This window comes from Citrobacter portucalensis (assembly GCF_002042885.1).
Classification (GTDB): Bacteria; Pseudomonadota; Gammaproteobacteria; order Enterobacterales; family Enterobacteriaceae; genus Citrobacter; species Citrobacter portucalensis.
In genome coordinates this window covers 73,468-99,380 of record NZ_MVFY01000006.1, presented here as the reverse complement: position 1 = coordinate 99,380, position 25,913 = coordinate 73,468, and the positions used below count along the sequence as shown (strand labels likewise).

General features: G+C 53.8%; 27 protein-coding genes. 13 read left to right on the top strand and 14 right to left on the bottom strand.

All coding sequences use genetic code 11. The annotated features are described in order from the left end of the window. The first annotated feature begins 171 nt into the window (after window positions 1-171). Entirely contained in the window at window positions 172-1,218 is a 1,047-nt protein-coding gene (locus tag BZK40_RS10790; RefSeq protein ID WP_008784134.1) for an AbrB family transcriptional regulator, read from the top strand. Here BZK40_RS10790 and nei read toward each other — a convergent pair. From nei to ybgI, 8 genes are read right to left on the bottom strand one after another with little or no spacing between them, the layout of a single operon-like run. Beyond that, entirely contained in the window at window positions 1,215-2,006 is a 792-nt protein-coding gene (gene nei, locus BZK40_RS10785) for an endonuclease VIII (RefSeq protein WP_060682568.1), read from the bottom strand. The two genes, BZK40_RS10790 and nei, sit on opposite strands and share 4 nt — an antisense overlap. Before the next feature lie 14 nt (window positions 2,007-2,020). Further along, the gene (gene pcp / locus BZK40_RS10780) at window positions 2,021-2,665 is read right to left on the bottom strand and encodes a pyroglutamyl-peptidase I (RefSeq protein WP_008784132.1); all 645 of its coding nucleotides are present in this window, start codon (window positions 2,663-2,665) and stop codon (window positions 2,021-2,023) included. A gap of 9 nt (window positions 2,666-2,674) precedes the next feature. After that, a complete protein-coding gene (locus BZK40_RS10775) occupies window positions 2,675-3,670 on the bottom strand; it encodes a DUF979 domain-containing protein (RefSeq protein ID WP_032942722.1) in 996 nt (331 codons plus the stop codon). Then, complete coding sequence (locus BZK40_RS10770; protein WP_079934618.1) at window positions 3,667-4,389, bottom strand: DUF969 domain-containing protein; 723 nt, start codon at window positions 4,387-4,389, stop codon at window positions 3,667-3,669. The genes BZK40_RS10775 and BZK40_RS10770 overlap by 4 nt, the downstream gene beginning before the upstream one ends. A gap of 55 nt (window positions 4,390-4,444) precedes the next feature. After that, window positions 4,445-5,179 (bottom strand): 5-oxoprolinase subunit PxpA, encoded by a 735-nt coding sequence (gene pxpA, locus BZK40_RS10765; RefSeq protein ID WP_008784130.1) that lies wholly within the window; start codon window positions 5,177-5,179, stop codon window positions 4,445-4,447. Next, a complete protein-coding gene (gene pxpC, locus BZK40_RS10760; protein ID WP_057067723.1) occupies window positions 5,169-6,101 on the bottom strand; it encodes a 5-oxoprolinase subunit PxpC in 933 nt (310 codons plus the stop codon). Before pxpC ends, pxpA begins: the two co-directional genes overlap by 11 nt. Then, complete coding sequence (gene pxpB, locus BZK40_RS10755) at window positions 6,095-6,751, bottom strand: 5-oxoprolinase subunit PxpB (RefSeq protein WP_079934677.1); 657 nt, start codon at window positions 6,749-6,751, stop codon at window positions 6,095-6,097. The genes pxpC and pxpB overlap by 7 nt, the downstream gene beginning before the upstream one ends. Window positions 6,752-6,766: 15 nt before the next feature. Further along, window positions 6,767-7,510 (bottom strand): radiation resistance protein YbgI, encoded by a 744-nt coding sequence (gene ybgI / locus BZK40_RS10750; protein ID WP_079934676.1) that lies wholly within the window; start codon window positions 7,508-7,510, stop codon window positions 6,767-6,769. Window positions 7,511-7,799: 289 nt separating this feature from the next. On the opposite strand from ybgI, the gene dtpD reads away from it, so the two are divergent. Then, window positions 7,800-9,281, top strand: coding sequence for a dipeptide permease DtpD (gene dtpD / locus BZK40_RS10745; protein ID WP_079934617.1), 1,482 nt, complete (start codon window positions 7,800-7,802; stop codon window positions 9,279-9,281). A 47-nt stretch (window positions 9,282-9,328) separates the two neighbouring features. Here the strand turns inward: dtpD and BZK40_RS10740 are convergent, their stop codons facing one another. From BZK40_RS10740 to BZK40_RS10725, 4 genes are all read right to left on the bottom strand, one after another. Then, complete coding sequence (locus BZK40_RS10740; RefSeq protein WP_048235870.1) at window positions 9,329-10,231, bottom strand: Rpn family recombination-promoting nuclease/putative transposase; 903 nt, start codon at window positions 10,229-10,231, stop codon at window positions 9,329-9,331. A 161-nt stretch (window positions 10,232-10,392) separates the two neighbouring features. Then, on the bottom strand, window positions 10,393-11,811 hold the full coding sequence (gene phrB / locus BZK40_RS10735; protein WP_079934616.1) for a deoxyribodipyrimidine photo-lyase: 1,419 nt from the start codon (window positions 11,809-11,811) through the stop codon (window positions 10,393-10,395). Window positions 11,812-11,829: 18 nt separating this feature from the next. Then, window positions 11,830-12,384, bottom strand: a complete 555-nt coding sequence (locus tag BZK40_RS10730; protein WP_095533127.1) for a DUF1722 domain-containing protein — start codon at window positions 12,382-12,384, stop codon at window positions 11,830-11,832. A 97-nt stretch (window positions 12,385-12,481) separates the two neighbouring features. Continuing rightward, window positions 12,482-12,688 (bottom strand): YbfA family protein, encoded by a 207-nt coding sequence (locus BZK40_RS10725; RefSeq protein ID WP_003022870.1) that lies wholly within the window; start codon window positions 12,686-12,688, stop codon window positions 12,482-12,484. 308 nt (window positions 12,689-12,996) lie between these two features. Between BZK40_RS10725 and kdpF the strand changes: the two genes are divergently transcribed. From kdpF to kdpE, 6 genes are read left to right on the top strand one after another with little or no spacing between them, the layout of a single operon-like run. Further along, window positions 12,997-13,086, top strand: coding sequence for a K(+)-transporting ATPase subunit F (gene kdpF / locus BZK40_RS10720; protein ID WP_001670793.1), 90 nt, complete (start codon window positions 12,997-12,999; stop codon window positions 13,084-13,086). Continuing rightward, window positions 13,086-14,765 (top strand): potassium-transporting ATPase subunit KdpA, encoded by a 1,680-nt coding sequence (gene kdpA, locus BZK40_RS10715; RefSeq protein ID WP_060682569.1) that lies wholly within the window; start codon window positions 13,086-13,088, stop codon window positions 14,763-14,765. Before kdpF ends, kdpA begins: the two co-directional genes overlap by 1 nt. 20 nt (window positions 14,766-14,785) lie before the next feature. Next, window positions 14,786-16,834, top strand: coding sequence for a potassium-transporting ATPase subunit KdpB (gene kdpB / locus BZK40_RS10710; RefSeq protein WP_079934615.1), 2,049 nt, complete (start codon window positions 14,786-14,788; stop codon window positions 16,832-16,834). A gap of 8 nt (window positions 16,835-16,842) precedes the next feature. Continuing rightward, window positions 16,843-17,409, top strand: coding sequence for a potassium-transporting ATPase subunit KdpC (kdpC, locus tag BZK40_RS10705; RefSeq protein WP_048235873.1), 567 nt, complete (start codon window positions 16,843-16,845; stop codon window positions 17,407-17,409). Between the two features lie 10 nt (window positions 17,410-17,419). Then, window positions 17,420-20,104 (top strand): two-component system sensor histidine kinase KdpD, encoded by a 2,685-nt coding sequence (gene kdpD / locus BZK40_RS10700; RefSeq protein WP_032942706.1) that lies wholly within the window; start codon window positions 17,420-17,422, stop codon window positions 20,102-20,104. Further along, window positions 20,101-20,778 carry a two-component system response regulator KdpE gene (kdpE, locus tag BZK40_RS10695; protein WP_048226088.1) on the top strand — a complete coding sequence of 226 codons (678 nt, stop codon included), beginning with the start codon at window positions 20,101-20,103 and terminating at the stop codon, window positions 20,776-20,778. The genes kdpD and kdpE overlap by 4 nt, the downstream gene beginning before the upstream one ends. A gap of 96 nt (window positions 20,779-20,874) precedes the next feature. On the opposite strand, the gene pgm is transcribed toward kdpE, so the two are convergent. Further along, on the bottom strand, window positions 20,875-22,515 hold the full coding sequence (gene pgm, locus BZK40_RS10690) for a phosphoglucomutase (alpha-D-glucose-1,6-bisphosphate-dependent) (RefSeq protein WP_008784117.1): 1,641 nt from the start codon (window positions 22,513-22,515) through the stop codon (window positions 20,875-20,877). A 24-nt stretch (window positions 22,516-22,539) separates the two neighbouring features. Beyond that, window positions 22,540-23,082, bottom strand: coding sequence for a replication initiation negative regulator SeqA (seqA, locus tag BZK40_RS10685; protein ID WP_048214679.1), 543 nt, complete (start codon window positions 23,080-23,082; stop codon window positions 22,540-22,542). Between the two features lie 194 nt (window positions 23,083-23,276). Here seqA and ybfF point away from each other — a divergent pair, with 194 nt between their 5' ends. The 5 genes from ybfF (at window position 23,277) to fur (ending at window position 25,888) form a co-directional block, all read left to right on the top strand. Further along, window positions 23,277-24,050, top strand: a complete 774-nt coding sequence (gene ybfF, locus BZK40_RS10680; protein ID WP_079934674.1) for an esterase — start codon at window positions 23,277-23,279, stop codon at window positions 24,048-24,050. Between the two features lie 128 nt (window positions 24,051-24,178). Next, on the top strand, window positions 24,179-24,466 hold the full coding sequence (gene ybfE, locus BZK40_RS10675; RefSeq protein ID WP_003831362.1) for a LexA regulated protein: 288 nt from the start codon (window positions 24,179-24,181) through the stop codon (window positions 24,464-24,466). Window positions 24,467-24,621: 155 nt separating this feature from the next. Continuing rightward, the gene (gene fldA, locus BZK40_RS10670) at window positions 24,622-25,152 is read left to right on the top strand and encodes a flavodoxin FldA (protein WP_003022839.1); all 531 of its coding nucleotides are present in this window, start codon (window positions 24,622-24,624) and stop codon (window positions 25,150-25,152) included. A 210-nt stretch (window positions 25,153-25,362) separates the two neighbouring features. Further along, window positions 25,363-25,449 carry a ryhB-regulated fur leader peptide gene (locus BZK40_RS24425; RefSeq protein ID WP_100247215.1) on the top strand — a complete coding sequence of 29 codons (87 nt, stop codon included), beginning with the start codon at window positions 25,363-25,365 and terminating at the stop codon, window positions 25,447-25,449. After that, window positions 25,442-25,888, top strand: coding sequence for a ferric iron uptake transcriptional regulator (fur, locus tag BZK40_RS10665; RefSeq protein ID WP_003022836.1), 447 nt, complete (start codon window positions 25,442-25,444; stop codon window positions 25,886-25,888). Before BZK40_RS24425 ends, fur begins: the two co-directional genes overlap by 8 nt. The last annotated feature ends 25 nt before the right edge of the window (window positions 25,889-25,913 follow it).

Sequence of the window (25,913 nt, the reverse complement as noted above, 5' to 3'; positions counted from 1 at the left end):
CTGCCGGATGGCGCTAGCGCTTGTCCGGCTTAAAATTATAAACGCTCTCAGGTCGGATAAAGCAGTGATGCCTGTGTCCGGCCTGTTTTTATTTGATCCAAATTATTTTATTCTTATCGTGCTTTCTCTATGATTTACTGAGATTTCTCACATTTTACTCAGGAGCATGGGATGCCTGTTTTGCAGTGGAGCCTGTTGTTTGTGCTATCGCTCCTTCTTTCCCTGCTCTTTCTGTTTATCCATCTTCCAGGCCCCTTGCTGCTCGGTTCGATGATCGTCGGCATCATCTTCAGTATGCGCGGCATCTCGCTGCATCCTCCTCGTTGCACATTTCTTGGCGCACAGGCGATTCTCGGCTGCATGATTGCCCAAAATCTGACCGGTTCAATCTTCACAACCCTTGCAGCCCACTGGCCGATGGTGATTGTTATCCTGCTGGCTACCCTTATCAGCAGCGCGATAATCGGCTGGCTGCTGGTTCGCTATAGTAATCTACCGGGAAATACTGGTGCGTGGGGCTCGTCACCAGGCGGTGCAGCTGCAATGGTCGCAATGGCCCAGGATTATGGCGCCGACATCCGGCTGGTGGCGTTTATGCAGTATCTGCGCGTACTGTTGGTGGTCGGCGCGGCAGCGCTGGTCACCCGGCTGGTGATGGGCGACCAGGCCCAAACGGTCAGTGAACAAATCATCTGGTTTCCGCCGCTAAGCGGCAATCTTTTCAGCACTCTGATGCTGGCCGCCGTTGCCGGCACGGCTGGGCGCCTACTGCGTATTCCCTCTGGCGTTATGCTATTGCCAATGCTGGTGGGTGCCATGCTGAATGCAAGCGGAGTGATGGTGATTGAACTGCCGGAATGGCTACTGGCAATAGCCTATATGTCAATTGGCTGGCAAATCGGTCTTGGCTTTGACAAGCAGATCTTTTTGATGGCGTTACGACCACTGCCACAGATTCTGTTGTCCATTTTTTCACTGATGGCGATCTGCGCAGCCATGGCCTGGGGACTGGCGCATTACATGCAGATCGATTTTCTCACTGCCTATCTGGCAACCAGTCCTGGAGGAGTGGATTCTGTTGCGGTGATCGCCGCAGGAAGCCACGCTGATATGGCGCTCATCATGGCGATGCAAACCCTGCGACTGTTCAGCATTTTGTTAACTGGCCCCGCAGTCGCGCGGTTTATTTCGGTGCACGCACCAAAACAACCCGCTTAGTGCTGACAACCCGGGCACCAGTAAAAGGGGCGCGAAGAGAGCATCGTTTTCTCGATTATTCCACCACAACGCTCACAGGTTTCGCCGTCCCGATGAAAGACCTTAAAGCGAAACAACGCACCGTGATGTTTATTCTCATCGACCAGGCCGCGGGTAGTATAAGACAGCCGCGGAATATCAAGCAGCGCATGTGCCAGTTGATCCAGTTGCTCATCACTAAGCTGCGACGCTTTATGCTGCCCGGTCAACCCAACCTGCCAAAGGATCTCTACCCGCAGGTAGTTACCTAATCCCGCCAGAAACGCCTGGTCCAGTAGCAGACCAGAAAACTGGCGATTGCGAAAACGCGGAGATAACAGACGCGCTTTAACCTCATCGGGCGTTAAACGTAAATCCAGTACATCCGGCCCTACCCGTTGCAGGAACGGATGGGTGGAGAGCTGTTCTGGCGTCAGCATTTCGATATCAGACGCGCTATAGAGCAGGATAGTTTTGTCGTGTGTCTGCAGCCTGACGCGCAGTACCCGCGAAGTTTGCGGAATTTTGCCTGTATCCACCACTCGCCACACGCCATAGAGCTGATTGTGACTGTACAGCGTCAGGCCATTAGAAAAATGGGTCAGTAATGCTTTCCCCCGCGTTTCAAGCTGGGTAACACGTTGCCCAATCAGTTGAGATTGATACGGTTTTAACTGCTCAAAGGCAAACCAGACATCCGTCAGGGGTTTGCCTTTGACTGCCGCCTCCAGGTTATCCGCCGCGCGGCGGATCTCCGGGCCTTCAGGCATAATACTGTCCTTTGTTAATGTGTTGCGCCGCCCGTCACTGCGATATCGCTTTCCACCTGCAAGGCGGTGGCAATCGCAATCTCCAGCGCACGGCGCACCGTTTCTGTCGCCATACTTGGCGCCCCGGGATGCTGTGCAGCCTGTTGCGGCAAATAAGGGATATGAATAAAGCCGCCCTTCACCGCCGGTACGTCGCGTAGTTTATGCAGCAGGCCATACATCACGTGGTTACACACGAAAGTACCCGCAGTCTGGGAAACCGAGGCCGGAATTCCCGCGTTGCGCATGGCGACAACCATCGCTTTAATCGGCAACGAACTAAACCATGCCGCCGGGCCATCGACCACAATCGGCACATCGACCGGCTGTTGCCCCTGGTTATCCGCAATACGCGCATCGTCAACGTTAATTGCCACGCGTTCCACGGTAATATCCGTGCGACCACCCGCCTGCCCCACCGCCAACACCAGTGATGGCGACAACGCGTCAATCGCGGCGTTGAGTACGGCGAGAGACTCGCCAAAGACACACGGTAGTTGGCGGGCTATTACGCGGCATCCGCCGATAATAGCATTGTCGAGGCTCGAGACCACTTCCCAGGAAGGGTTAACTGACTCGCCGCCAAAGGGTTCAAATCCCGTGATGAGTACTGTTTTCATCCTTCCTCCTTACAGGAACATCAGGAAATACATCAGGAACACGTTGACCAGCAGCAGCAGTATGCCGGTTGGCACCTGCGCTTTAATCACCGCATTTTTGTCCGGTAGCTCCAGCAACGCTGCGGGAACAATATTAAAGTTCGCCGCCATCGGCGTCATCAGCGTCCCGCAATAGCCGGAGAACATACCAATCGCCGCCATTACCGCTGGGTTGCCGCCGTGTTGCAGTACGAGGATTGGAATACCAATCCCAGCGGTCACGATCGGGAAAGCAGCAAACGCATTACCCATAACCATGGTCAGCAATGCCATGCCGATGGTGTACACCGCCACCGCGATAAAGCGACTATCCACCGCCAGATATTCCTGCGTCAGGTATGAAATGCCGCTACCGACACCCGCCGCTGTAAACAGCAGCCCAAGCGTAGCCAGAATCTGCGGCAGAATGAACGCCCAGCCAATGGAGTCCAGCAGACGGCGTGCCTCCTGAATCGGTTGATGCACCCGCTCATGGGTCATTTTTATCGCCATCGCCAGACCAATCAACGAGCCCGCTGTCATTGAAAAGAGCGTTACCAGCGTGGCGTGATTACCCGGCCCGAACAGCGCATCCTGTAAGCCCGGAATATGGTTGAACATCAGTACGCCAATGACCGTTACCACCGGAATCGCTAATGCCGGGAAAAACAGGCGGTTGCCCAGGCGGCTGGCGCTTTCTTCGCGCTGTTGCTGCGTGCGTTGATGGTAGCTTCCCAGCTTCACACCACCAAAACCCGCGATCAGGGCCAGCACAACCACCGCAACGCCGACGGCAATATGCACTGCGCGTTTATCGCCAAACAGCGAGTATGTCCAGTCACCAAGCAGAAACAGTACGCCATATATGCCCCAAAACAGGCCTGTGGTGAAACGGCGCGGGTTTGCTTTGTCCTGCCAGGACATCAGCGCCACAATCAGTAATACCGCACCTGCCAGCCAGTAGAGATAGCTTTGTTGAAAATTCATTTCGCTTCCCCTTTCGCTGCGGCATTCGCTTTCGCCACTTCACGTTGCAAATAGCTATCCAGACGCCACAAACGCGTGCCGTGGATCAGGAAAGCACAAATTGCCGTTGGGATCCCCCACAAGGCGATATGCAGAGGTTCGGTCTGGATCCCTCCAGACTCCAGCATAAAGTTGTGCATGAATATGATCGCGCCGAAGGCAACAAAGATATCTTCACCGAAAAACAGCCCGACGTTATCGGTCGCCGCTGACATTGCGCGCAGGCGATAGCGAACCGTGCCGGGTATCTCTCCGTGATTTTTCTCGGCGGCCCCTTCCGCCATTGGCGCCAGCAGCGGGCGCACCATCTGCGGATGCCCCCCCAGACTGGTCAACCCTAACGCAGCGGTCGCTTCGCGAATGAACAGATAGACAATAAGCAGACGGCCACTGGTGGCACTGCGGATTTTCGCAATCCACGCCTGAGCACGCTCTTTGAGTCCGTGACGTTCCAGCAGGCCAATAACCGCCAGCGGGATCAGCAGGATAAACGGCAGGTTGCGGGTGTTAAGAAAACCTTCACCCAGCTTCTCGAGGATGGTGGCGATCGGCATATGCGCCGCCAGTCCCGTGACGATCCCGGCAATAATAACCACCAATACCGGATTAAAACGTAAAAGAAATCCGACCACGATGACGGCGATCCCCGTCAATGGCCAGAGAGAAATTACCTCTCCCATAATTCATTCCCGTATATGTTGTTGTGTAATATATTGTTGTTTTGTATGGTAAATCTTATGCACCAATTTCAATATTGCATGCATTAAAGGCGCTACGCAAGCGACGGGCAAAAGCGAGTGCGTGCTCGCCATCCCCATGAATGCATACCGTCTGGGCGGTCACGCTTGCCCATGTTCCACTTTGGCTTTTTACTCTGCCGGATTGCACCATTTCTAACGTTTGCGCCAGCGCCTGCTCTTCATCCTCAATCAGTGCGCCCGGCTGGTTACGTGGCACCAGACTGCCATCGGCCTGATAACCCCGATCGGCAAAAACCTCTTGACGCGTTATCAAGCCATAGTGTTCTCCAGCGCGAATCAGTTCGCTTCCCGCCAGCCCGACCAGAACCAGCGACGGATCACAGGCATGAACCGCTTTCGCAATCGCATCAGCCAATTGAGGATCTTTCGCCGCCTGGTTATAGAGCATGCCATGCGGTTTGACATGGCGCATCACGCCGCCTTCTGCCCGCGTGATGGCAGCCAGCGCGCCAATTTGATACAGCGTCTGTGCATACACCGTTTGTGCAGGCAGGGTCATGGCGCTACGACCAAAATTTTCCCGATCCGGAAAGCTGGGGTGCGCGCCTACCGCCACACCATTTTTTAACGCATCACGCACGCTTGAGAGCATAGTTTGCGCATCGCCGGCGTGAAACCCACAGGCGATGTTGGCCGATGACACCAATTGCAGCAACGCTGCATCGTTCGCACATCCCTCACCGAGGTCTGCATTGAGATCAATTTTCATTGTTAAGTCGCCATGCTAACTGTTCCAGATAACGCTGCTGGTCGTACCGCGCCTTCAGCGCTTCCTCCAGCGAACACTGCACAAAATGAATCGGCTGACCGAGCGGGATCTGCGCCAGATGATACATATCTGCCTCGATAATACAGGCGATGCGGGGATAGCCACCCGTCGTCTGAGCATCGTTCATCAGCACGATTGGCTGGCCATTATGCGGAACCTGCACCACGCCGGGGAGCAAACCATGCGACAGCAGCTCGCGATCGGTCGTGCGCGTCAGCGGTTGCCCCTGAAGACGATACCCCATACGGTTACTTTGCGGGCTAAGCTGCCACGGCGAGCGCCAGAAAGAGGCCTGCGATACCTCATCAAACTCCTGATATTCAGGGCCGGGCAGTGCGCGAATCAGATTACCCCACATCAGTTGTTTTACACCTTGTGGCCCGCTGAATTGCCGGGTAGATATGCCAATCGCCAGTCGATCGCCATCACGCAGCAGACGCCCTTCAAACCCACCAATGCCCACTTTCAGATCGGTACTACGCGAACCCATCACTTCGGGAACATCAATACCGCCCGCTACAGCCAGATAACTGCGCATACCATGAAGAGGTCGTTTTAGCGTCAGGCGCTGCCCGGCTTTTACCGGTAACCGCCATCCGCTCCATACGGGAGTTCGATCCAGATGCGCTTCGCATCCGGCACCGGTCAGGGCAAACCAGCCATCGGCTTCAAACTCCACCACCAGTTGCCCCAGCGTGATTTCCAGCGCTGCGGCATTCGCATCATTACCCACCAGCAGGTTAGCCACGTTCAGCGCCGGTTTATCCAGCGCGCCACAGTGACTAATTCCGGATTGACGAAAACTATGGCGTCCCCCGTCCTGTACTGAGGTGTACATGCCAGCGCGGATGATGTTTAACATATCCCCTCCTTCTGCGGGACAAAACGCACGGTATCGCCAGCCCGTAACAGAATCGGCTCCTCCCGTTTTGGATCAAATAACGAAACGGAGGTACGCCCAATCAATTGCCATCCACCAGGTGTTGCAAGCGGGTAGATCCCCGTTTGAGATCCACCGATACCGACAGAACCTGCCGGAACAAGCAAACGCGGTTCCGCACGTCTGGGGGTATGCAGCTGTTCAGGTAAGCTCCCGAGATAGGGAAATCCCGGCTGAAAACCGATAAACCACACCACATAGTCAACTGACGCATGAAGTTCGACGACCTGCTTGTCGCTTAATCCGCTGTGTCGGGCGACCTCTGCCAGATCGGGGCCAAACTCACCGCCATAGATCACGGGTATTTCAATAAAACGTGAATCCGGCTCCAGTGCTTCGCTCTCTTCCCACCAGCGCTGCAGGCGTTCAATCGCATCCAGCGCCAGTGTTTGCGGGTCGCGCAGGGTAACCGTGATATTGTTCATTCCCGGAATAGCTTCAAGCACATTCGGGGCATCAACTAAACGCTGAGCCAGACGCCAGATGCGTTTCTGAGTCGCCAGCGTGATGGGGGGTTCCAGTTCGAGAACCACCGCCGTTTCACCTAACAGATAACAACGCGCTCGCTGCACTTTCATCCCTCTTTATTACGCTGGATTAGGAATATCGATAAAGGTTACGTCCAGATCGGAATTTTCATTCAGCCATTCGCTTAATGCGCGAATGCCGCCGCGTTCGGTCGCATGGTGACCGGCAGCATAAAAATGCAGCCCCTGCTCGCGGGCTGAGTGAATGGTTTGCTCAGAGACTTCACCGGTAATAAAGGCGTCGACACCAAATCGGGCTGCGCTATCAATAAAACTTTGACCGCCCCCGGTACACCAGGCAACGCGCTGAACTTTCTCCGGCCCGGTATCACCGCACCATAACGGTTTACGGCCTAAACGCGCTTCAATCCACGATGCCAGCTCCAGCCCCGGTACCGGCATGGAGAGTTCTCCCCATGGCACCAGCGGTTCAATTTCCCCCATCACGGTGATTCCCAACAGCGCGGCCAACTGCGCGTTATTCCCCAATTCCGGGTGTGCATCCAGCGGCAAGTGCCAGCCATACAGGTTGATATCATTTTCTAACAGCGTTTTCAGACGATTGCGCTTCATGCCGTGAATAACCGGAGATTCGCCTTTCCAGAAATAACCGTGGTGAACGATAACCGCATCCGCTTGCTGGCGTACCGCCTCGTCCAGCAATGCCTGGCTTGCAGTCACACCGGTCACGATTTTATGCACCGTCTCTTTGCCCTCAACCTGCAAACCATTCGGCGCATAATCGCTAATGGCGGCGCTGTTTAGTTTGTCGTTGATCAGTTGTTCCAGTTCGGTGTTTTTCATCATCGTCCTCGTAGTCATCATTTCTGCCTGCCCAATCAGCAACACAGCTTAGGTTAAAATAGCGTCCCCGCCTGCGTTCGTCGATAGCCATTTCACTGACACATAAAGAAACAATCACACCCGCTTTGAACGTGATTTGCTTACCACTACGCGATCTAATTCATGTATATTTATGCAATCAGACAGCATATTGCAAAAATAATCAGATCTGTATCAAAGTTACAACTTTAAGGAAACACACTCGCGCAGCACGTTCAGCCAGTCGCGAGGCATTTACTTCGAGAAAATAATGAATAAACAAGCATCTCAACCACGGGCGATATACTACGTTGTCGCGCTACAAATCTGGGAATACTTCAGTTTTTACGGCATGCGTGCGCTGCTGATCCTGTATCTCACTAACCAGCTTAAGTACGACGATAATCACGCATATGAACTGTTCAGCGCCTACTGCTCGCTGGTCTATGTCACCCCTATTCTCGGGGGATACCTGGCCGATAAAGTGCTCGGCAATCGAATGGCGGTGATGATCGGCGCATTTTTAATGGCGGTGGGACATCTGGTATTAGGTGCCAGTGAAATGGCTCCGGCGTTCCTCTATTTGTCGCTGGCGATAATTGTCTGCGGTTACGGTCTGTTTAAATCAAATATCAGTTGCCTGCTGGGCGAGTTATATCAACCTGAAGACCCGCGTCGCGACGGTGGATTCTCTCTGCTCTACGCCGCCGGTAACATCGGTTCGATCATCGCACCAATTGCCTGCGGATACGTGCAGGAAGAGTACAGTTGGGCGATGGGCTTTGCGCTGGCTGCCATCGGCATGCTGGCAGGGCTGGTGATTTTCTTATGTGGTAATCGCCATTTCGCCCAAACCACCGGCGTCAACAAGGCCGTTCTATGTGCTAAAACCTTTATTCTGCCAAACTGGGCCTGGCTGTTAGTTCTGCTAGTTACCACACCGCTGCTGATTACCGTGCTGTTCTGGAAAGAGTGGTCCGTTTATGCACTGATTGTTGCCACTGTTATTGGTCTGGCAGTTCTGGCGAAAATTTATCGCCAGGCACAGACGCAGAAACAGCGCAAAGAGCTGGGGCTTATCGTCACGCTGACCTTCTTCAGCCTGTTGTTTTGGGCCTTTGCTCAACAGGGTGGCAGTTCGATCAGCCTGTATATCGACCGCTTCGTTAACCGCGATATTCTGGGGTATTCCGTCCCTACCGCGATGTTCCAGTCGGTTAACGCTTTTGCCGTTATGCTGTGCGGTATCGTACTGGCGTGGGTAGTCAAAGAAAGCGTAAGTGGCAATCGTACCGTACGTATCTGGGGTAAATTTGCCCTTGGCCTCGGCTTAATGAGCGCTGGGTTCTGTATTCTAACCTTGAGCGCTCGCTGGTCCGCTGCTTACGGCCACTCTTCCATGCCGCTGATGGTACTTGGGTTGGCGGTCATGGGCTTTGCCGAACTGTTTATTGACCCGGTGGCAATGTCGCAAATTACGCGTATTGAGATCCCTGGTGTAACCGGCGTGTTAACCGGCATTTATATGCTGCTTTCCGGCGCCATCGCCAACTACCTGGCAGGCGTTATCGCCGATCAGACCTCGCAAGGTTCGTTTGACGCTGCGGGCGCTATCAACTACTCCATCAATGCATACATTGATGTCTTTAGTGAAATTACCTGGGGCGCGCTGGCCTGTGTGGTGCTGGTGCTGCTGATTTGGCTGTACCAGTCGCTTAAGTTCAGAAACCGTTCACTGGCGGTAGAATCCTGAGTGTAGGGGCCCGATGATGTAATCTGATTCGGGCTTTTTTTCAGGAATTACGCATAGCTGGCAGTCAACTCCTCTTCAGAAAGACCTGTAACCAGAAGCACCATATTGCGATCTATTCCCTGCTCCAACATAGTTTGCGCTATACGTAATGCGGCTTCTCGTTTGCCTTGCTGCAACCCTTCCTGTAATCCATCTAAGCGTAACCGCTCGGCAATCGTCATCAGCTTCTCCTTATGTTGGGGGATCCGTTGCGCCATCTCTTGTATAAATTCATTAAAGCGAGATTCATCGCCGGATTGCAGGATGTAATTAAACATCGCCTGTAGTTGCGTGTCATTAGCGCACCCTGTAAGTAACAGCGTGGCCAGTTGATCTACCAGCCCCATCAAATCCCGCTGACGGATATGTTTTTGCATTAGTTCCAGCAGTGCCATTCGCCTGTGAGCCATGATTTCGTCATCGGGCACCACTGTGATATCCACCAATGGAAATGCGCTGGCATAAAGTTGCCGTGCCGTTACAGGATCGGTAAACGCATCAAGCCAGCACAGTGAGTACGGATACGGACTTCGACAGCCATGATAAAACAGCATGGGTATCACAATCGGCAGTTCTTTGTGCCCGGCATCCAAATGACGCTGCATCGCCGCTATTGCGTAACGCAGCAGACGAAAAGCCATATGCGGATCGGCTGAACTCTGGTGTTCTATAACCACGTATACATAACCTTCACCATCGTGCGTATGCACAGACCAGAGCACGTCGGAGTAGCGGGTACGTAAATCCGCTTCAATAAAGCTTTCTGACTCCAGCTTCAGCGTATTTAAATCGCAAAGCGTTTGCAGATCTGCGGGTAGATGAATTTCGAGGAAGTCCCGAGCTGTTTCTGGATGATGTAAAAACGTTTTAAATACCGCATCGTGCGGTGTAGATGTCGTTGGTGTTGTCATCAAATTCCGTCACCTGAATGAAGATGACGGCACTTTACTGCTGGCGGAAAACCTCTTCATCAAGGCATTAGCAGCCTTGCGTACACGCTTCAGCGCTAAATGCCCCCCACTGCAACATATTCATTCTGCTGGAAGGTATTACGCAGAAATCCGCTGCGTGCTTATCCCTTACGTGCCGCCTCATATGCCGCCAGCGTCGCCAGCCTTGCCTGTTTATGATCCACAATCGGGCGAGGATAACTCAGTGTTACCTGCGCTTTTTCAGCCCACGACCACGGTTCATGAATGGCTTTACCCGGCACGTCGCGCAGTTCCGGCACCCACTGGCGGATAAACTCACCGTCACGATCAAATTTTTCGCCCTGAGTCGTGGGGTTAAAGATACGGAAATACGGTGCGGCGTCAGTTCCGGTTGAGGCTGCCCACTGCCAGCCGCCGTTATTGGCCGCCAGGTCGCCATCGATCAGTTGCGACATGAAATATTGTTCGCCTTTACGCCAGTCGATCAGCAGGTCTTTCACTAAAAAACTGGCGGTAATCATGCGTAAACGATTATGCATCCAGCCCGTGGCGTTGAGCTGACGCATGGCCGCATCCACAATGGGGTAGCCTGTATTCCCTGTTTTCCAGGCCTGGAAATGGGTCGGATTATTCTGCCATTGCACGCGATCGGTCCAACGAATAAAAGGTTGATACCGACATAGCGCCGGATGGTAAGTCATCAGATGACGATAAAATTCGCGCCAGATAAGCTCATTCAACCAAACGCTGCCTGTCCCATCCTCAAGCGCCTGCGGCTGCTCCACGAGCAGTCGATTCAGGCACTGGCGCGGTGATAGTCCTCCTGTCGCCAGGCTCGCGGATAATCGACTGGTTCCATCAATCGCCGGAAAGTCACGCAGTTGTTCATATTCTCCGGCGGCCTGCTGGCAAAAATGGCGTAACTGCGCGATGGCCAATTTTTCTTCTGCCGGAAATTGCTGCGAATCAAAATCCTGCTGCGGGTAGCTCAGCGTGATGGATGTTAATGGAGAGTCAAGAGCACCGCTTTCTCTCACCTTCGGCGCACTGACACATTCTGGGATCCCGTCTTTTATCCGCTTCAGCCAGGCATTTTTAAACGGCGTAAAGACTTTATACATCTCGTGATTACCGGTCATGACCGCCCCCGGAGGCAGGATCACGCTGTCGTCAAACCCTTCGCACACCACCTGAGGTATTGACTTTTCAACGGCAGCATCACGCTGGCGTTCGTTTATTTCATATTGATAGTTATAAAATATTCGACTGACGCCATGCTGTACGCAGACGTTTTTGACGGTTTCCACACTGGTCGCAAAATCACCGACTTCATGAAACAGAAGCGGGATGCCCTTTTCTGCCAGCGCCGTTTGCAACGCGTTCAACTGCGCGTTAACCAATGCCGCCTGACGTGAGGCCATATCATGCGCCTTCCACTGTTCAGGCGTGGAGATATAGAGCGCGAGTACATGTGCAGAACGATCCCGACAAGCCGCCGCCAGCGCGAGATTGTCATGCAGGCGTAAATCACGCCGAAACCAGACCAGATGCGTGGTCATAACACTCCCTGATAAAAATTAATCATTGCCCTGTAAACGCCAAATCGCAGGCCAGAGTTCAAAATAACGTTGCCCGGACAACCAGGTGTTCGGGTGCTCAGCCATATAGTGTTTGAGGAGCATTAAGGGTGCAAGTAGCGGCTGCGCCTCGCGTCGATAGTTATCGATTATCGAGGTCAATTCCTGACGTTGACGCAGATCGAGCTGATTACGGAAATAGCCCTGTACGTGCATCAATACATTGGTATGGTTACGCCGGGTAGCAGGATTTAATAACAGATGGGTCAATCGTAGGCGATACTCGGTAAAAAAAGCATCGAGATCTTGCCATTCATGGATTGCGGCAACGAAGGGGCCAAGCTCCCGATACTCTGGCTGGGAATGCGCCAGTAGTACCAGTTTGTAGCGGGTATGATAGTCAATTAATACGCCCCGCGTTAATTTTCGCTGACGCAGGCGGTGCAATTCATGCAAAGCGTAAACACGTATTAATGTATTTTCGTCGAACTGAGGTGCCTCACTCGCTTCTGTGGTCAGACAGGTGCGGATACCAACAGGAATTCTCGTGCTCATCGCCACTCCTTATCCGTTACTCAGATAAGTGTAGACCTCGGCGTATAAAAAAACCGCCACATTGCTGTTGGCGGTTTTCTTGAACAATAACGACAACTTAATAGAAGTCGCAGGTGGCTTTTTCAGCCTGCTCCATCCACACCGGTTTATCACTGGTTTTGGACCAGACGCGGTGCAGATAGCTGTAAAAACGGGCGCGGTCTTTCCAGAACAACATGACCGGCAGCGCCAGCACGCCCGCCACAACGGCAAAGGTACGGCGCAAGAAAACAATGTGTGCTGGATATTCTTTATAAAAGTCCATAATCCTCTCCCATATATCTGTTCGGTGAATCGCACCGGAAAAATAAACTTGGTTAACTGATGAAAATAATACCGCCTTGTGTGTAATTTTGCTACTCATCCGACCACTTATTTTTATCTATTGATGCTCCGTTTAGCTAAAAACCGTAATTAAGTTACATAAAAGTTAAATTAATACTAATCATTAGTTAAATAATGGTCTTTGCCATTTTTATACTTTTTTTACACCCCTCCCACTGATTTTTGCGAAATCTTTGCAAGCAAAAATCTACGCTCTGGTTATCACATTTATGCCACTGGAGGTGCACCGTGAGTGCAGGCGTGATAACCGGCATTGTGCTGGTCTTTTTATTATTAGGTTATCTGGTGTATGCCCTGATTAATGCGGAGGCGTTCTGATGGCGGCCCAAGGATTTTTACTCATTGCCAGTTTCTTGCTGGTACTGTTTATCATCGCCAGACCGCTGGGTTTTGGCTTGGCTCGGCTGATCAATAATACGTCCCTGCCGGGTCTGGCTGGCGTGGAACATCTGCTCTGGCGCGGTCTGGGCATCTCGCAGCAGGAGATGAACTGGCGGCAGTATCTGTTGGCGATCCTCGTGCTCAATGTGCTGGGTTTGCTGGTCCTGTTTTCAATGCTGATGGCGCAAAACCTGCTGCCGCTAAATCCGCAACAGCTACCTGGGCTTTCGTGGGATTTGGCGCTCAACACGGCGGTAAGTTTTGTCACCAACACCAACTGGCAATCCTATGCTGGCGAAACCACCTTAAGCTACTTCAGCCAGATGGTCGGGCTGACCGTGCAGAACTTCCTGTCAGCGGCAACCGGGATTGCGGTGATTTTTGCCCTGGCCCGTGCCTTTACTCGCCAGAGTATGAACACGCTGGGCAACGCCTGGGTCGATCTGGTTCGCATTACGCTGTGGATCCTGCTCCCCATTGCATTGCTCATTGCGTTGTTCTTCATTCAGCAAGGTGTGCTGCAAAACGTGTTGCCCTATCAGCCCATTACTACCCTTGAAGGGGTGAAACAGCTGCTGCCGATGGGGCCCGTCGCCTCACAGGAAGCGATTAAGATGCTTGGCACTAACGGGGGCGGGTTCTTTAACGCTAACTCATCACATCCGTTTGAAAACCCTACCGCGTTGACCAATCTGGTACAGATGCTGGCCATTTTCTTAATTCCTACCGCGCTGTGTTTTGCCTTTGGTGATGTGGTTGGCGATCGTCGCCAGGGGCGGACCCTGCTGTGGGCCATGTCGCTGATATTTGTAGTCTGCGTAGCCGTGGTGATGTGGGCCGAAGTTCAAGGCAACCCGCACCTGATGGCATTCGGTGCAGACAGTAATATCAACATGGAAGGCAAAGAAAGCCGCTTTGGCGTGCTGGCTACGAGTCTTTTTTCCGTCGTGACGACAGCGGCATCTTGCGGCGCTGTCGATGCGATGCATGACTCCTTCACCGCGCTGGGCGGGATGGTGCCGATGTGGCTAATGCAGATTGGCGAAGTGGTCTTCGGTGGTGTCGGTTCGGGCCTGTACGGCATGTTGCTGTTCGTGTTATTGGCGGTGTTTATCGCGGGCCTGATGATTGGTCGCACGCCGGAATATCTGGGTAAGAAAATAGACGTGCGTGAAATGAAAATGACCGCGCTGGCGATTCTGGTCACCCCTGCGCTGGTGCTGCTCGGTACGGCGATAGCGATGATGAGCGACGCCGGACGCAGCGCCATGCTCAATCCTGGCCCACATGGCTTTAGTGAGGTGTTGTACGCCGTATCGTCTGCCGCGAACAACAACGGCAGCGCCTTCGCCGGATTAAGCGCCAACAGCCCGTTCTGGAACTGTCTGCTGGCCCTGTGCATGTTCTTCGGCCGTTTCGGCGTGATCATCCCCGTGATGGCAATTGCCGGATCGCTGGTCAGTAAAAAGATCCAGCCAGCAAGTCCAGGCACGCTGCCTACCCACGGTGCACTGTTTGTCGGGTTGTTAATCGGTACGGTGTTACTGGTTGGCGCCCTCACCTTTGTTCCTGCCCTGGCGCTTGGCCCGGTCGCAGAATACCTGTCATTACACTGAGTGATGCGGAGCACATGACTATGAGTCGCAAGCAACTGGCGCTGTTCGAACCCTCTCTGGTCGCACAGGCGCTGATGGATGCCGTGAAAAAATTAAGCCCACATACCCAGTGGCGCAATCCGGTGATGTTTATCGTCTGGCTGGGCAGTCTGCTGACAACCCTGTTAACGGTGGCAATGGCAACAGGCCATATGCAAGGCAATCCGTGGTTTACCGGCGCGATAAGTCTGTGGCTGTGGATTACCGTTCTGTTCGCCAACTTTGCCGAAGCGCTGGCGGAAGGACGCAGTAAGGCTCAGGCTAACAGTCTGAAAGGAGTGAAGAAAACCGCTTTTGCTCGCAAACTCCGCGAACCGAAATACGGTGCCGCCATGGATCACGTTCCGGCGGAGGATTTGCGCAAAGGAGATATCGTGTTAGTAGAAGCGGGCGATATTATCCCGTGTGACGGCGAGGTCATCGAAGGTGGCGCATCGGTGGATGAAAGCGCCATTACCGGTGAATCCGCGCCGGTCATTCGTGAATCCGGTGGTGATTTCGCCTCCGTCACCGGCGGGACCCGCATCCTCTCCGACTGGCTGGTGATCAAATGTAGCGTGAACCCTGGTGAAACGTTCCTCGACCGGATGATCGCCATGGTTGAAGGCGCGCAGCGGCGTAAAACGCCGAATGAAATCGCCCTGACGATCCTGTTGATAGCCCTGACCATCGTTTTTCTGCTGGCGACCGCCACGCTGTGGCCATTTTCCGCCTGGGGTGGTAGCGCGGTTAGCGTCACGGTACTGGTTGCCCTGCTGGTGTGTCTGATCCCCACCACCATCGGCGGGCTACTCTCCGCAATTGGCGTCGCCGGGATGAGCCGCATGCTGGGCGCGAACGTCATCGCCACCAGCGGACGTGCAGTAGAAGCTGCGGGTGACGTGGACGTACTGCTGCTGGACAAAACCGGCACCATTACGCTGGGTAACCGCCAGGCTTCAGATTTCCTGCCCGCCCAGGGCGTGGACGAAAAAACGCTGGCCGACGCCGCGCAGCTTTCATCGCTGGCCGATGAAACCCCAGAAGGCCGCAGCATCGTGATTCTGGCTAAACAGCGCTTTAATCTGCGTATTCGCGACGTGCAATCGCTGCACGCCACCTTTGTACCGTTTACCGCCCAAAGCCGAATGAGCGGGATCAACATCGACAACCGTATGATCCGCAAAGGGTCGGTCGATGCTATTCGTCGTCACGTTGAAGCCAACGGCGGCCACTTCCCTGCCGACGTGGAGCAGAAGGTCGAAAACGTCGCACGCCTTGGCGCTACGCCGCTGGTGGTTGCCGAAGGCTCCCGCGTGCTGGGCGTGATTGCCCTGAAAGATATCGTAAAAGGCGGAATCAAAGAACGTTTTGCCCAACTACGCAAAATGGGCATCAAAACGGTGATGATCACCGGCGATAACCGCCTGACCGCTGCCGCGATTGCGGCAGAAGCCGGGGTAGATGACTTCTTAGCTGAAGCCACGCCGGAAGCCAAGCTGGCGCTGATTCGTCAGTATCAGGCGGAAGGTCGTCTGGTGGCGATGACCGGCGACGGAACCAATGACGCCCCGGCGCTGGCGCAAGCCGACGTGGCGGTCGCCATGAACTCCGGGACCCAGGCCGCGAAGGAAGCAGGCAATATGGTGGATCTCGACTCTAACCCCACCAAGCTGATTGAAGTGGTGCACATTGGTAAACAGATGCTGATGACGCGTGGTTCGCTGACCACCTTCAGTATCGCCAACGACGTGGCGAAGTATTTCGCCATTATCCCGGCCGCGTTTGCCGCCACCTACCCGCAGCTCAATGCGCTTAACGTGATGGGTCTGCATTCGCCGGACTCGGCGATCCTCAGCGCGGTTATCTTTAATGCGCTGGTTATCGTCTTTCTGATCCCGCTGGCGCTTAAAGGCGTGAGCTACAAACCGTTATCCGCATCCGCAATGCTGCGCCGTAATTTGTGGATCTATGGTCTGGGTGGTCTGGTTGTACCGTTTATCGGTATCAAAGCAATTGATTTACTGCTGACCCTGCTGGGTCTGGTGTGAGGTTTCAGATGAGTGGATTACGTCCTGCATTATCAACATTGATTTTCCTGATGCTTATCACCGGCGGGGCTTACCCGTTGTTGACCACCGCGTTGGGGCAGTGGTGGTTTCCCCACCAGGCTAACGGCTCGCTTCTACGCGAAGGTCAGGTCGTTCGCGGCTCTGCGCTCATTGGGCAACATTTTACCGCGGCCGGTTATTTTCAGGGACGTCCGTCAGCTACAGCAGAAATGCCCTATAATCCAATGGCTTCAGGCGGCAGCAATCTGGCAGCCAGCAACCCGGAACTGGATAAACAGCTGCAAAGCCGGATAGCCGCACTGCGTGCAGCTAACCCGCAGGCAAATCCTGTCGTTCCGGTAGAGCTGGTAACGGCTTCTGCCAGCGGGCTGGATAACAATCTGACACCCGCCGCGGTGGCCTGGCAAATCCCCCGCGTGGCGCAGGCTCGCAACCTCAGCATTGAAGAGGTCACGCGCCTGGTTGCACAATACACGCAAAAGCCGTTGGTCAGTTTTATCGGCCAGCCGGTGGTGAACCTGGTGGAACTTAATTTAGCGCTGGATAAGCACTGAGAAAAAGGACATGCATAACGAACCCTTACGCCCCGACCCCGATCGCCTGCTGGAGCAGACCGCTGCCCCGCACCGCGGAAAACTGAAAATTTTCTTCGGCGCGTGTGCTGGCGTCGGTAAAACCTGGGCCATGCTGGCAGAGGCCCAGCGGCTGCGGGCGCAGGGGTTAGATGTGCTGATTGGCGTGGTGGAAACCCACGGACGCAAAGAGACCGCCGCGTTGCTGGACGGTCTCAGCATCCTGCCGCTAAAGAGACAGGCGCGCCATGGCCGTCATATTAGCGAGTTCGATCTCGACGCGGCGCTGGCCCGCCGTCCGGCGCTCATTTTGATGGATGAACTGGCACACAGTAATGCGCCTGGCTCACGCCACCCTAAGCGTTGGCAAGATATTGAAGAACTGCTCGAAGCCGGTATTGACGTTTTTACTACCGTCAACGTGCAGCATCTGGAAAGCCTCAATGATGTGGTCAGCGGCGTCACCGGCATTCAGGTTCGCGAAACCGTCCCCGATCCTTTTTTCGATGCCGCCGACGATGTGGTGCTGGTCGATCTTCCCCCCGACGATTTGCGCCAACGCCTGAACGAAGGCAAGGTCTATATCGCCGGTCAGGCGGAAAGAGCCATCGAGCATTTCTTTCGCAAAGGGAACTTGATCGCGCTACGTGAGCTGGCCCTGCGCCGCACGGCCGATCGGGTTGACGATCAGATGCGTGCCTGGCGAGGGCGTCCGGGGGAAGAAAAAGTCTGGCATACCCGTGACGCCATTTTACTGTGCATTGGACACAATACCGGCAGCGAAAAGCTGGTGCGTGCTGCCGCGCGTCTGGCAGCGCGCCTCGGCAGCGTCTGGCATGCAGTGTATGTCGAAACGCCAGCGCTGCACCGACTGCCCGAAAAACAGCGCCGGGCAATCCTAAGCGCTCTGCGGTTAGCCCAGGAGCTGGGTGCAGAAACCGCCACCCTTTCCGATCCCGCTGAAGACAAGGCGGTAATCCGCTACGCCCGTGAGCATAATCTGGGAAAAATTGTCCTAGGACGTCCGACTACGCGACGCTGGTGGCGCAGTGATTCCTTTGCTGACAAACTGGCCCATCGCGCACCGGATCTCGACCTGATGATTGTTGCGCTCGATGAGCCACCTTCGCGCCCTGTGCTACAAACTGCGGATAACCGCACCTTTAAGGATAAATGGCGGGTACAAATTCAGGGTTGTGTGGTTGCCGTCGCGCTGTGCGCCATCATTACGTTGATTGCCATGCAGTGGTTGATGGCCTTTGACGCCGCCAACCTGGTGATGATCTATTTATTGGGCGTGGTGGTTATCGCCCTCTTTTACGGACGCTGGCCGTCGGTGCTGGCAACTTTTATTAACGTCGCCAGCTTCGATCTCTTCTTTATTGCTCCGCGTGGCACGCTGGCCGTTTCCGATGTCCAGTACCTGCTCACCTTCGCCGTGATGCTAACGGTAGGGCTGGTTATTGGTAATCTGACCGCCGGAGTGCGTTATCAGGCGCGGGTGGCCCGTTATCGTGAACAACGTACGCGCCATTTGTATGAGATGTCGAAAGCGCTGGCCGTTGGGCGTAGTCAGCAAGATATTGCCGCCACCAGCGAACAGTTTATTGCCTCAACGTTCCAGGCCCGCAGCCAGGTTTTACTGCCCGGTGAGAACGGTAAGCTGGCCCCTCTCACTCATCAACAGGGCATGACGCCGTGGGATGATGCCATTGCCCAATGGAGCTTTGATAAAGGGCAACCGGCTGGCGCAGGTACTGACACGTTGCCAGGTGTGCCGTATCAAATTTTACCTTTAAAAAGTGCCGACAAAACGCATGGGCTGCTGGTGGTGGAACCGGGAAATTTACGCCAGCTGATGATCCCCGAACAGCAACGCCTGCTGGAAACTTTCACTTTACTGGTCGCCAGTGCGCTGGAGCGTCTGACGCTGACCGCCAGCGAAGAGCAGGCCCGGTTTGCCAGCGAGCGTGAAAGCATTCGCAACGCGCTGCTCGCCGCCCTTTCCCACGATTTACGTACACCGCTAACGGTGCTGTTCGGTCAGGCAGAGATCTTAACGCTTGATCTGGCCAGCGAAGGATCGCCGCATGCGCGCCAGGCCAGTGAGATTCGCCAGCACGTCCTGAATACGACCCGACTGGTTAATAACCTGCTGGATATGGCGCGAATTCAGTCTGGCGGCTTTAATCTTAAGAAGGAGTGGTTAACACTGGAAGAGGTGGTCGGCAGCGCCCTGCAGATGCTGGAGCCAGGACTCTCTGCTCCTATTAATTTGTCGCTACCAGCACCGTTGACGCTGATCCACGTCGATGGCCCACTCTTTGAACGGGTGCTGATTAATCTGCTGGAAAACGCCGTTAAATACGCAGGTCCAGCGGCGCAAATCGGTATTGATGCCAGCGTCGATGGCGAGCACCTGCAACTGGACGTCTGGGATAATGGTCCCGGCATTCCATCGGGTATGGAGCAGCGAGTTTTTGACAAGTTTTCCCGGGGAAACAAAGAGTCATCGGTACCGGGCGTTGGGCTGGGGCTGGCAATCTGTCAGGCCATTGTGGACGTGCACGGCGGTACGATTTCCGTCCACAATCGCGCACAGGGAGGAGCATGTTTCCGTGTTACACTGCCCCAGGAAATCCCCCCTGAACTTGAAGATTTTCATGAGGATATGTGACGAACGTACTGATTGTTGAAGATGAACAGGCTATCCGTCGCTTTCTGCGCACCGCGCTGGAAGCCGATGGTCTGCGTGTATATGAAGCGGAAACGCTGCAACGTGGTCTGCTGGAAGCCGCCACGCGAAAACCCGATCTCATCATTCTCGATCTCGGTCTGCCGGACGGTGACGGCATTGATTTTATTCGTGACCTGCGACAATGGAGCGCGATACCGGTAATTGTGCTCTCAGCCCGCAGCGAAGAAAGCGATAAAATCGCTGCCCTGGATGCCGGTGCCGATGACTATCTCAGTAAACCCTTTGGTATTGGCGAGCTACAGGCGCGATTACGCGTGGCATTGCGCCGCCACGCCAGCGGCGCGTCTCCGGAGCCGGTGGTGCATTTTTCCAACGTAAAAGTAGATATCGCCGCCCGGCTCGTACATCGTGGCGATGAAGAGATTCATTTGACGCCGATTGAGTTTCGCCTGTTAGCGGTACTGCTGAATAATGCCGGAAAGGTACTAACGCAACGCCAGTTGCTAAATCAGGTTTGGGGACCAAACGCCGTCGAACACAGTCACTATCTGCGAATTTACATGGGACACCTGCGCCAGAAGCTGGAACAGGACCCGGCGCGTCCGCGTCATTTTCTGACCGAAACCGGGATTGGTTATCGGTTTATGCCGTGAATCTAAGCCGAATAAAAAAAGCCGGATCAGCGCAAAGCTATCCGGCTTTTTAATTCATGCCAGATAGCGTCGCTAGCGTCTTATCCGGTCTACTGTTTACGCGTTTTTCAGCACTTCGCTGACGATCTCAACCGCTTCTTTTTCGATCTGCTTGCGGTGTTCTTCACCGAGGAAGCTCTCGCAATAGATTTTATAAGCGTCTTCGGTGCCGGACGGACGAGCGGCAAACCAGCCGTTGTCAGTCATCACTTTCAGACCGCCGATAGAAGCACCGTTGCCCGGTGCCGCCGTCAGACGTGCGGTGATCGGGTCGCCCGCCAGCGTGCTGGCACTCACCATTTCCGGAGACAGCTTAGACAGCGCCGCTTTCTGCGCGGAGGTCGCACTTGCCTGCAGGCGGTTGTAGCTCGGCGCACCAAAGCGGGCAGCCAGTTCGTTGTAGTGCTCCTGCGGATTTTTACCGGTCACTGCGGTAATTTCTGCCGCCAACAGGCACATGATGATGCCGTCTTTGTCGGTCGACCACGGTGTACCGTCGAAACGCAGGAAAGATGCCCCCGCGCTCTCTTCACCACCAAAGCCAAAGCTGCCGTCGAACAGACCGTCAACAAACCATTTAAAGCCAACCGGCACTTCGACCAGTTTACGCCCTAAATCATTCACCACGCGGTCAATCATCGCCGAGGACACCAGCGTCTTACCAACGGCAACGTCTTTGCCCCACTGCGGACGATGCTGGAACAGGTAGTTGATCGCCACCGCCAGATAGTGGTTCGGATTCATCAGCCCTGCCGGGGTGACGATACCGTGACGGTCGTAGTCTGGGTCGTTGGCAAAGGCCAGATCGAACTTGTCGCGCAGCGCCAGCAGGCCCGCCATCGCGCACTCGGAGGAGCAGTCCATGCGGATTGCGCCATCTTTGTCGAGATGCATGAAACGGAAAGTCTGATCAACGTGATCGTTAACGATAGTCAGGTTCAGGTTGTAGTGCTTAGCAATACGCTTCCAGTATTCGATACCGGAACCGCCCAGCGGATCGACACCCAGCGTCAGACCCGCTTTTTGGATCGCCGCCATGTCGACGATGTCAGCCAGCCCTTCAACAAACGGCTGAACCAGATCCTGCTCTGTTACATGACCAGATGCCAGCGCAGCGTCCAGCGACATGCGCTTCACGCCTTGCAGACCGTCAGCCAGCAGCGCGTTGGCTCTGTCTTCCACCACTTTGGTGACGTTGGTATCTGCCGGACCACCGTTTGGCGGGTTGTATTTAATGCCGCCATCTTCCGGCGGGTTGTGGGACGGCGTGATCACAATGCCGTCAGCCAGCGGGCCGCCTTTTTTGTTGTGGACCAGGATAGCATTCGACACAGCAGGGGTTGGCGTAAAGCCGTTATTTTCCTGCACGATGACGTCAACGCCGTTCGCAGCCAGCACTTCCAGTACAGAGATAAAAGCCGGTTCAGACAGCGCGTGGGTATCCTTGCCCACATAGCACGGGCCAGTAATCCCGTTTTTCGCACGTTCTTCAGCAATCGCCTGAGCGATAGCCAGAATATGCGGCTCGTTAAAACTATGACGACCTGCACTGCCACGATGTCCGGACGTACCGAACTTAACGGCGTGCTCAGCGTTCCCTGCTGTTGGTTTCAGTACATAGTACTGTGCCGTCAGTTGGGCGACGTTAATCAAATCACTCTGTTGCGCAGGTTGACCTGCACGGTTGTGGATTGCCATTGCCTGGTCCTTCTAATGCAAGGATTAAATTGTTCCGCAAACCTTTTCAATCAATTCCGCAGGGAATTGCATTGACTGCATGATGTGTTCAACCATGCTGCATTTACGGCCGGTATTGGTGTTGGTGATCACCCAGTACGGCGTGCCTGGCACGTGTTTCGGTTTGGTTTGATTACCATTTTTCAGCAGCGTCTGTTCATCCGCTGCAAAATAAACGCGCGTACGGCCATGCAACGATTCCGTTGCTTCGGCGAACGCGTTTTGATCCAGTGAATAGAGTGTAGACAGCACCAGCATAAAGCGATTTACTGCTTTCTTCTGTTCCGCGTATTCGTCGGACAGCAGCAGTTCACGCATCGCGCGCACTTTATCTTTTACGGGGTTAACCGGCTTAGCTTCCACGACAGGTTGCACAGCGCGGACTTCTTTGACTACCGGAGTGACAGGCTGTGATGCGGCGGAAAATTTCAACATACGCCGTAAAATGTCGGATGCGCTCTCGCCAATATGCTTGGTGTGGCTGGCAATATAGCTATAGAGTTCATCATCAACTTCAATCGTTTTCATCTTAATCCAGTGCAGTGTTTAGCTGAATACAAGTTGTCGGGGTAAACACACGTAGTGTAAAGGCAAATCCCAACAGCGGATAGCGTCAAGCCTGGTGGCCAGCAAAACTCAGAGTAACCGTAGTTGTTGCAGCCATGTGGCAGAATGGTCAACATGATACCCTAACCCGTGAGTGTGAAAAAAAGAACTTTGCCATGAAATTGAATATCCGAGCGCAATCTGCGCAAAACCTGCACAATAATTCTCCCATCGTCCTGGTTCACGGCCTGTTTGGCAGTCTGGATAACCTGGGGATCCTGGCACGCGATCTGGTGGTCGATCACGATATCATCCAGGTCGATATGCGAAATCATGGCCTCTCCCCTCGTTCCCCTGAGATGAATTATCCGGCCATGGCGCAAGATTTGCTGGATACGCTGGACGCTCAGCAAATAGAAAAGGCGACCTTTATTGGTCACTCGATGGGGGGGAAAGCCGTCATGGCGTTAACCGCGCTGGCTCCTGATCGTATCGATCGACTGGTGGCCATTGATATTGCGCCGGTCGACTATCATGTTCGCCGTCACGATGCGATCTTTACCGCTATTAATGCCGTAACCGATGCCCAGGCCACTTCGCGTCAGCAGGCGGCCAACGTCATGCGTCAGCATCTGCATGAGGAAGGCGTAATCCAGTTTCTGCTGAAATCTTTCGTAGACGGCGAATGGCGTTTTAACGTTCCCGTGCTGTGGGATCAGTATCCTCATATCGTCGGTTGGGAAACCATTCCTGCGTGGGAGCACCCGGCGCTGTTTATCCCTGGCGGCAACTCACCGTATGTTACCGAAGCGTATCGCGAACAACTGCTGACACAATTCCCACAGGCTCGGGCGCATGTTATTGCAGGAGCCGGTCATTGGGTGCATGCGGAAAAACCGGAGGCGGTACTGCGCGCCATCCGTCGTTATCTGAACGAACAGGCTAACTGATTAAAAACTCAGCGTCTGCGCGCGATTACGCGCGTGGGCGTTGGCGTGTCACCCCTGCTGATGTATTATGGCGCGCTATCCATCCGGGCAGACGCCTGGCTGATTGTTTCCCCGAAGTCACCAAGATCATGGCCAAAGAACAAACGGACCGTACGACATTAGATCTGTTCGCGCAGGAGCGTCGCCCGGGACGACCCAAAACTAATCCGCTCTCGCGTGATGAACAGTTACGTATTAATAAACGTAATCAGCTTAAGCGTGACAAAGTTCGCGGGCTTAAGCGTGTCGAACTGAAACTGAACGCTGATGCCGTTGACGCTCTGAACGAGCTGGCTGAGGCGCGCAACATGAGTCGCAGTGAACTCATCGAAGAGATGCTGATGACCCAACTCAGCACATTGCGCGGTCAGGCATAGTCTGAATTTCTGCTCTAAATCATAAATCGTGTAGCACAGAGTGCAGTCCTGCGTGTTTGCTGTTTCCGCATGCCTGACTGTTCTGCTATGATTGCCCTTATCCGTGGGCAATGCGCCACCACCATTTCAATAAGTTTCAAGAGGTTATTTTACTCATGGCAATCACTGGCATCTTTTTCGGCAGCGACACCGGTAATACCGAAAACATCGCAAAAATGATTCAAAAACAGCTTGGTAAAGACGTTGCCGATGTTCATGACATTGCAAAAAGCAGCAAAGAAGACCTCGAAGGTTATGACATTCTGCTGCTCGGCATCCCAACCTGGTACTACGGTGAAGCTCAGTGTGACTGGGACGACTTCTTCCCTACCCTCGAAGACATTGATTTTAATGGAAAACTGGTTGCATTATTCGGCTGCGGCGACCAGGAAGATTACGCAGAATATTTCTGCGATGCGTTAGGGACCATTCGCGACATCATCGAACCGCGCGGCGCAACTATCGTTGGTCACTGGCCGACGGCGGGTTATCACTTTGAAGCGTCTAAAGGCCTGGCTGACGACGACCACTTTGTCGGTCTGGCTATCGATGAAGATCGCCAGCCAGAACTGACAGCAGAACGCGTAGAAAAATGGGTTAAGCAGATCTCTGAAGAGCTGCACCTCGACGAAATCATTAATGCCTGATTTCGTGCGGCGTAGATTTCCATCTGCGCCGCATCAATAGATAAAACCAATCAAAATAATTGCTACAAATTTGTAACTTTTTCGTCTGACCCTGTACAATGGCTGGATGCCAATCGGGTGTTGCACAGTGTGTTTGTCGGCGATACCACGTTTTGATTAACAATATATGCCAGAGACTTGCAGTTTTCATTTAGCCATGGCAGTTCTATAATGATACGCATTATCTCAAGTGCAATTTCTGTCACTTCTGTTAATGAAGTGAATCGTTTAGCTACAGGACAGATTCCGCATGACTGACAACAATACCGCATTAAAGAAGGCTGGCCTGAAAGTAACGCTTCCTCGTTTAAAAATTCTGGAAGTTCTTCAGGAACCGGATAACCATCACGTCAGTGCGGAAGATTTATACAAACGCCTGATCGATATGGGTGAAGAGATTGGTCTGGCGACCGTGTATCGTGTGCTGAACCAGTTTGATGATGCCGGTATCGTGACCCGCCATAATTTTGAAGGTGGTAAATCCGTCTTCGAACTGACTCAACAGCATCATCACGATCACCTCATTTGCCTCGACTGCGGCAAAGTGGTCGAGTTCAGCGATGATTCCATCGAAGCGCGCCAGCGTGAGATTGCGGCTAAACATGGTATTCGTTTAACCAACCATAGTCTCTATCTCTACGGCCACTGCGCTGAAGGCGATTGCCGCGAAGATGAGCATGCGCACGACGGCAAATAATGTAATGCTTTTTGAAAAGCCAACC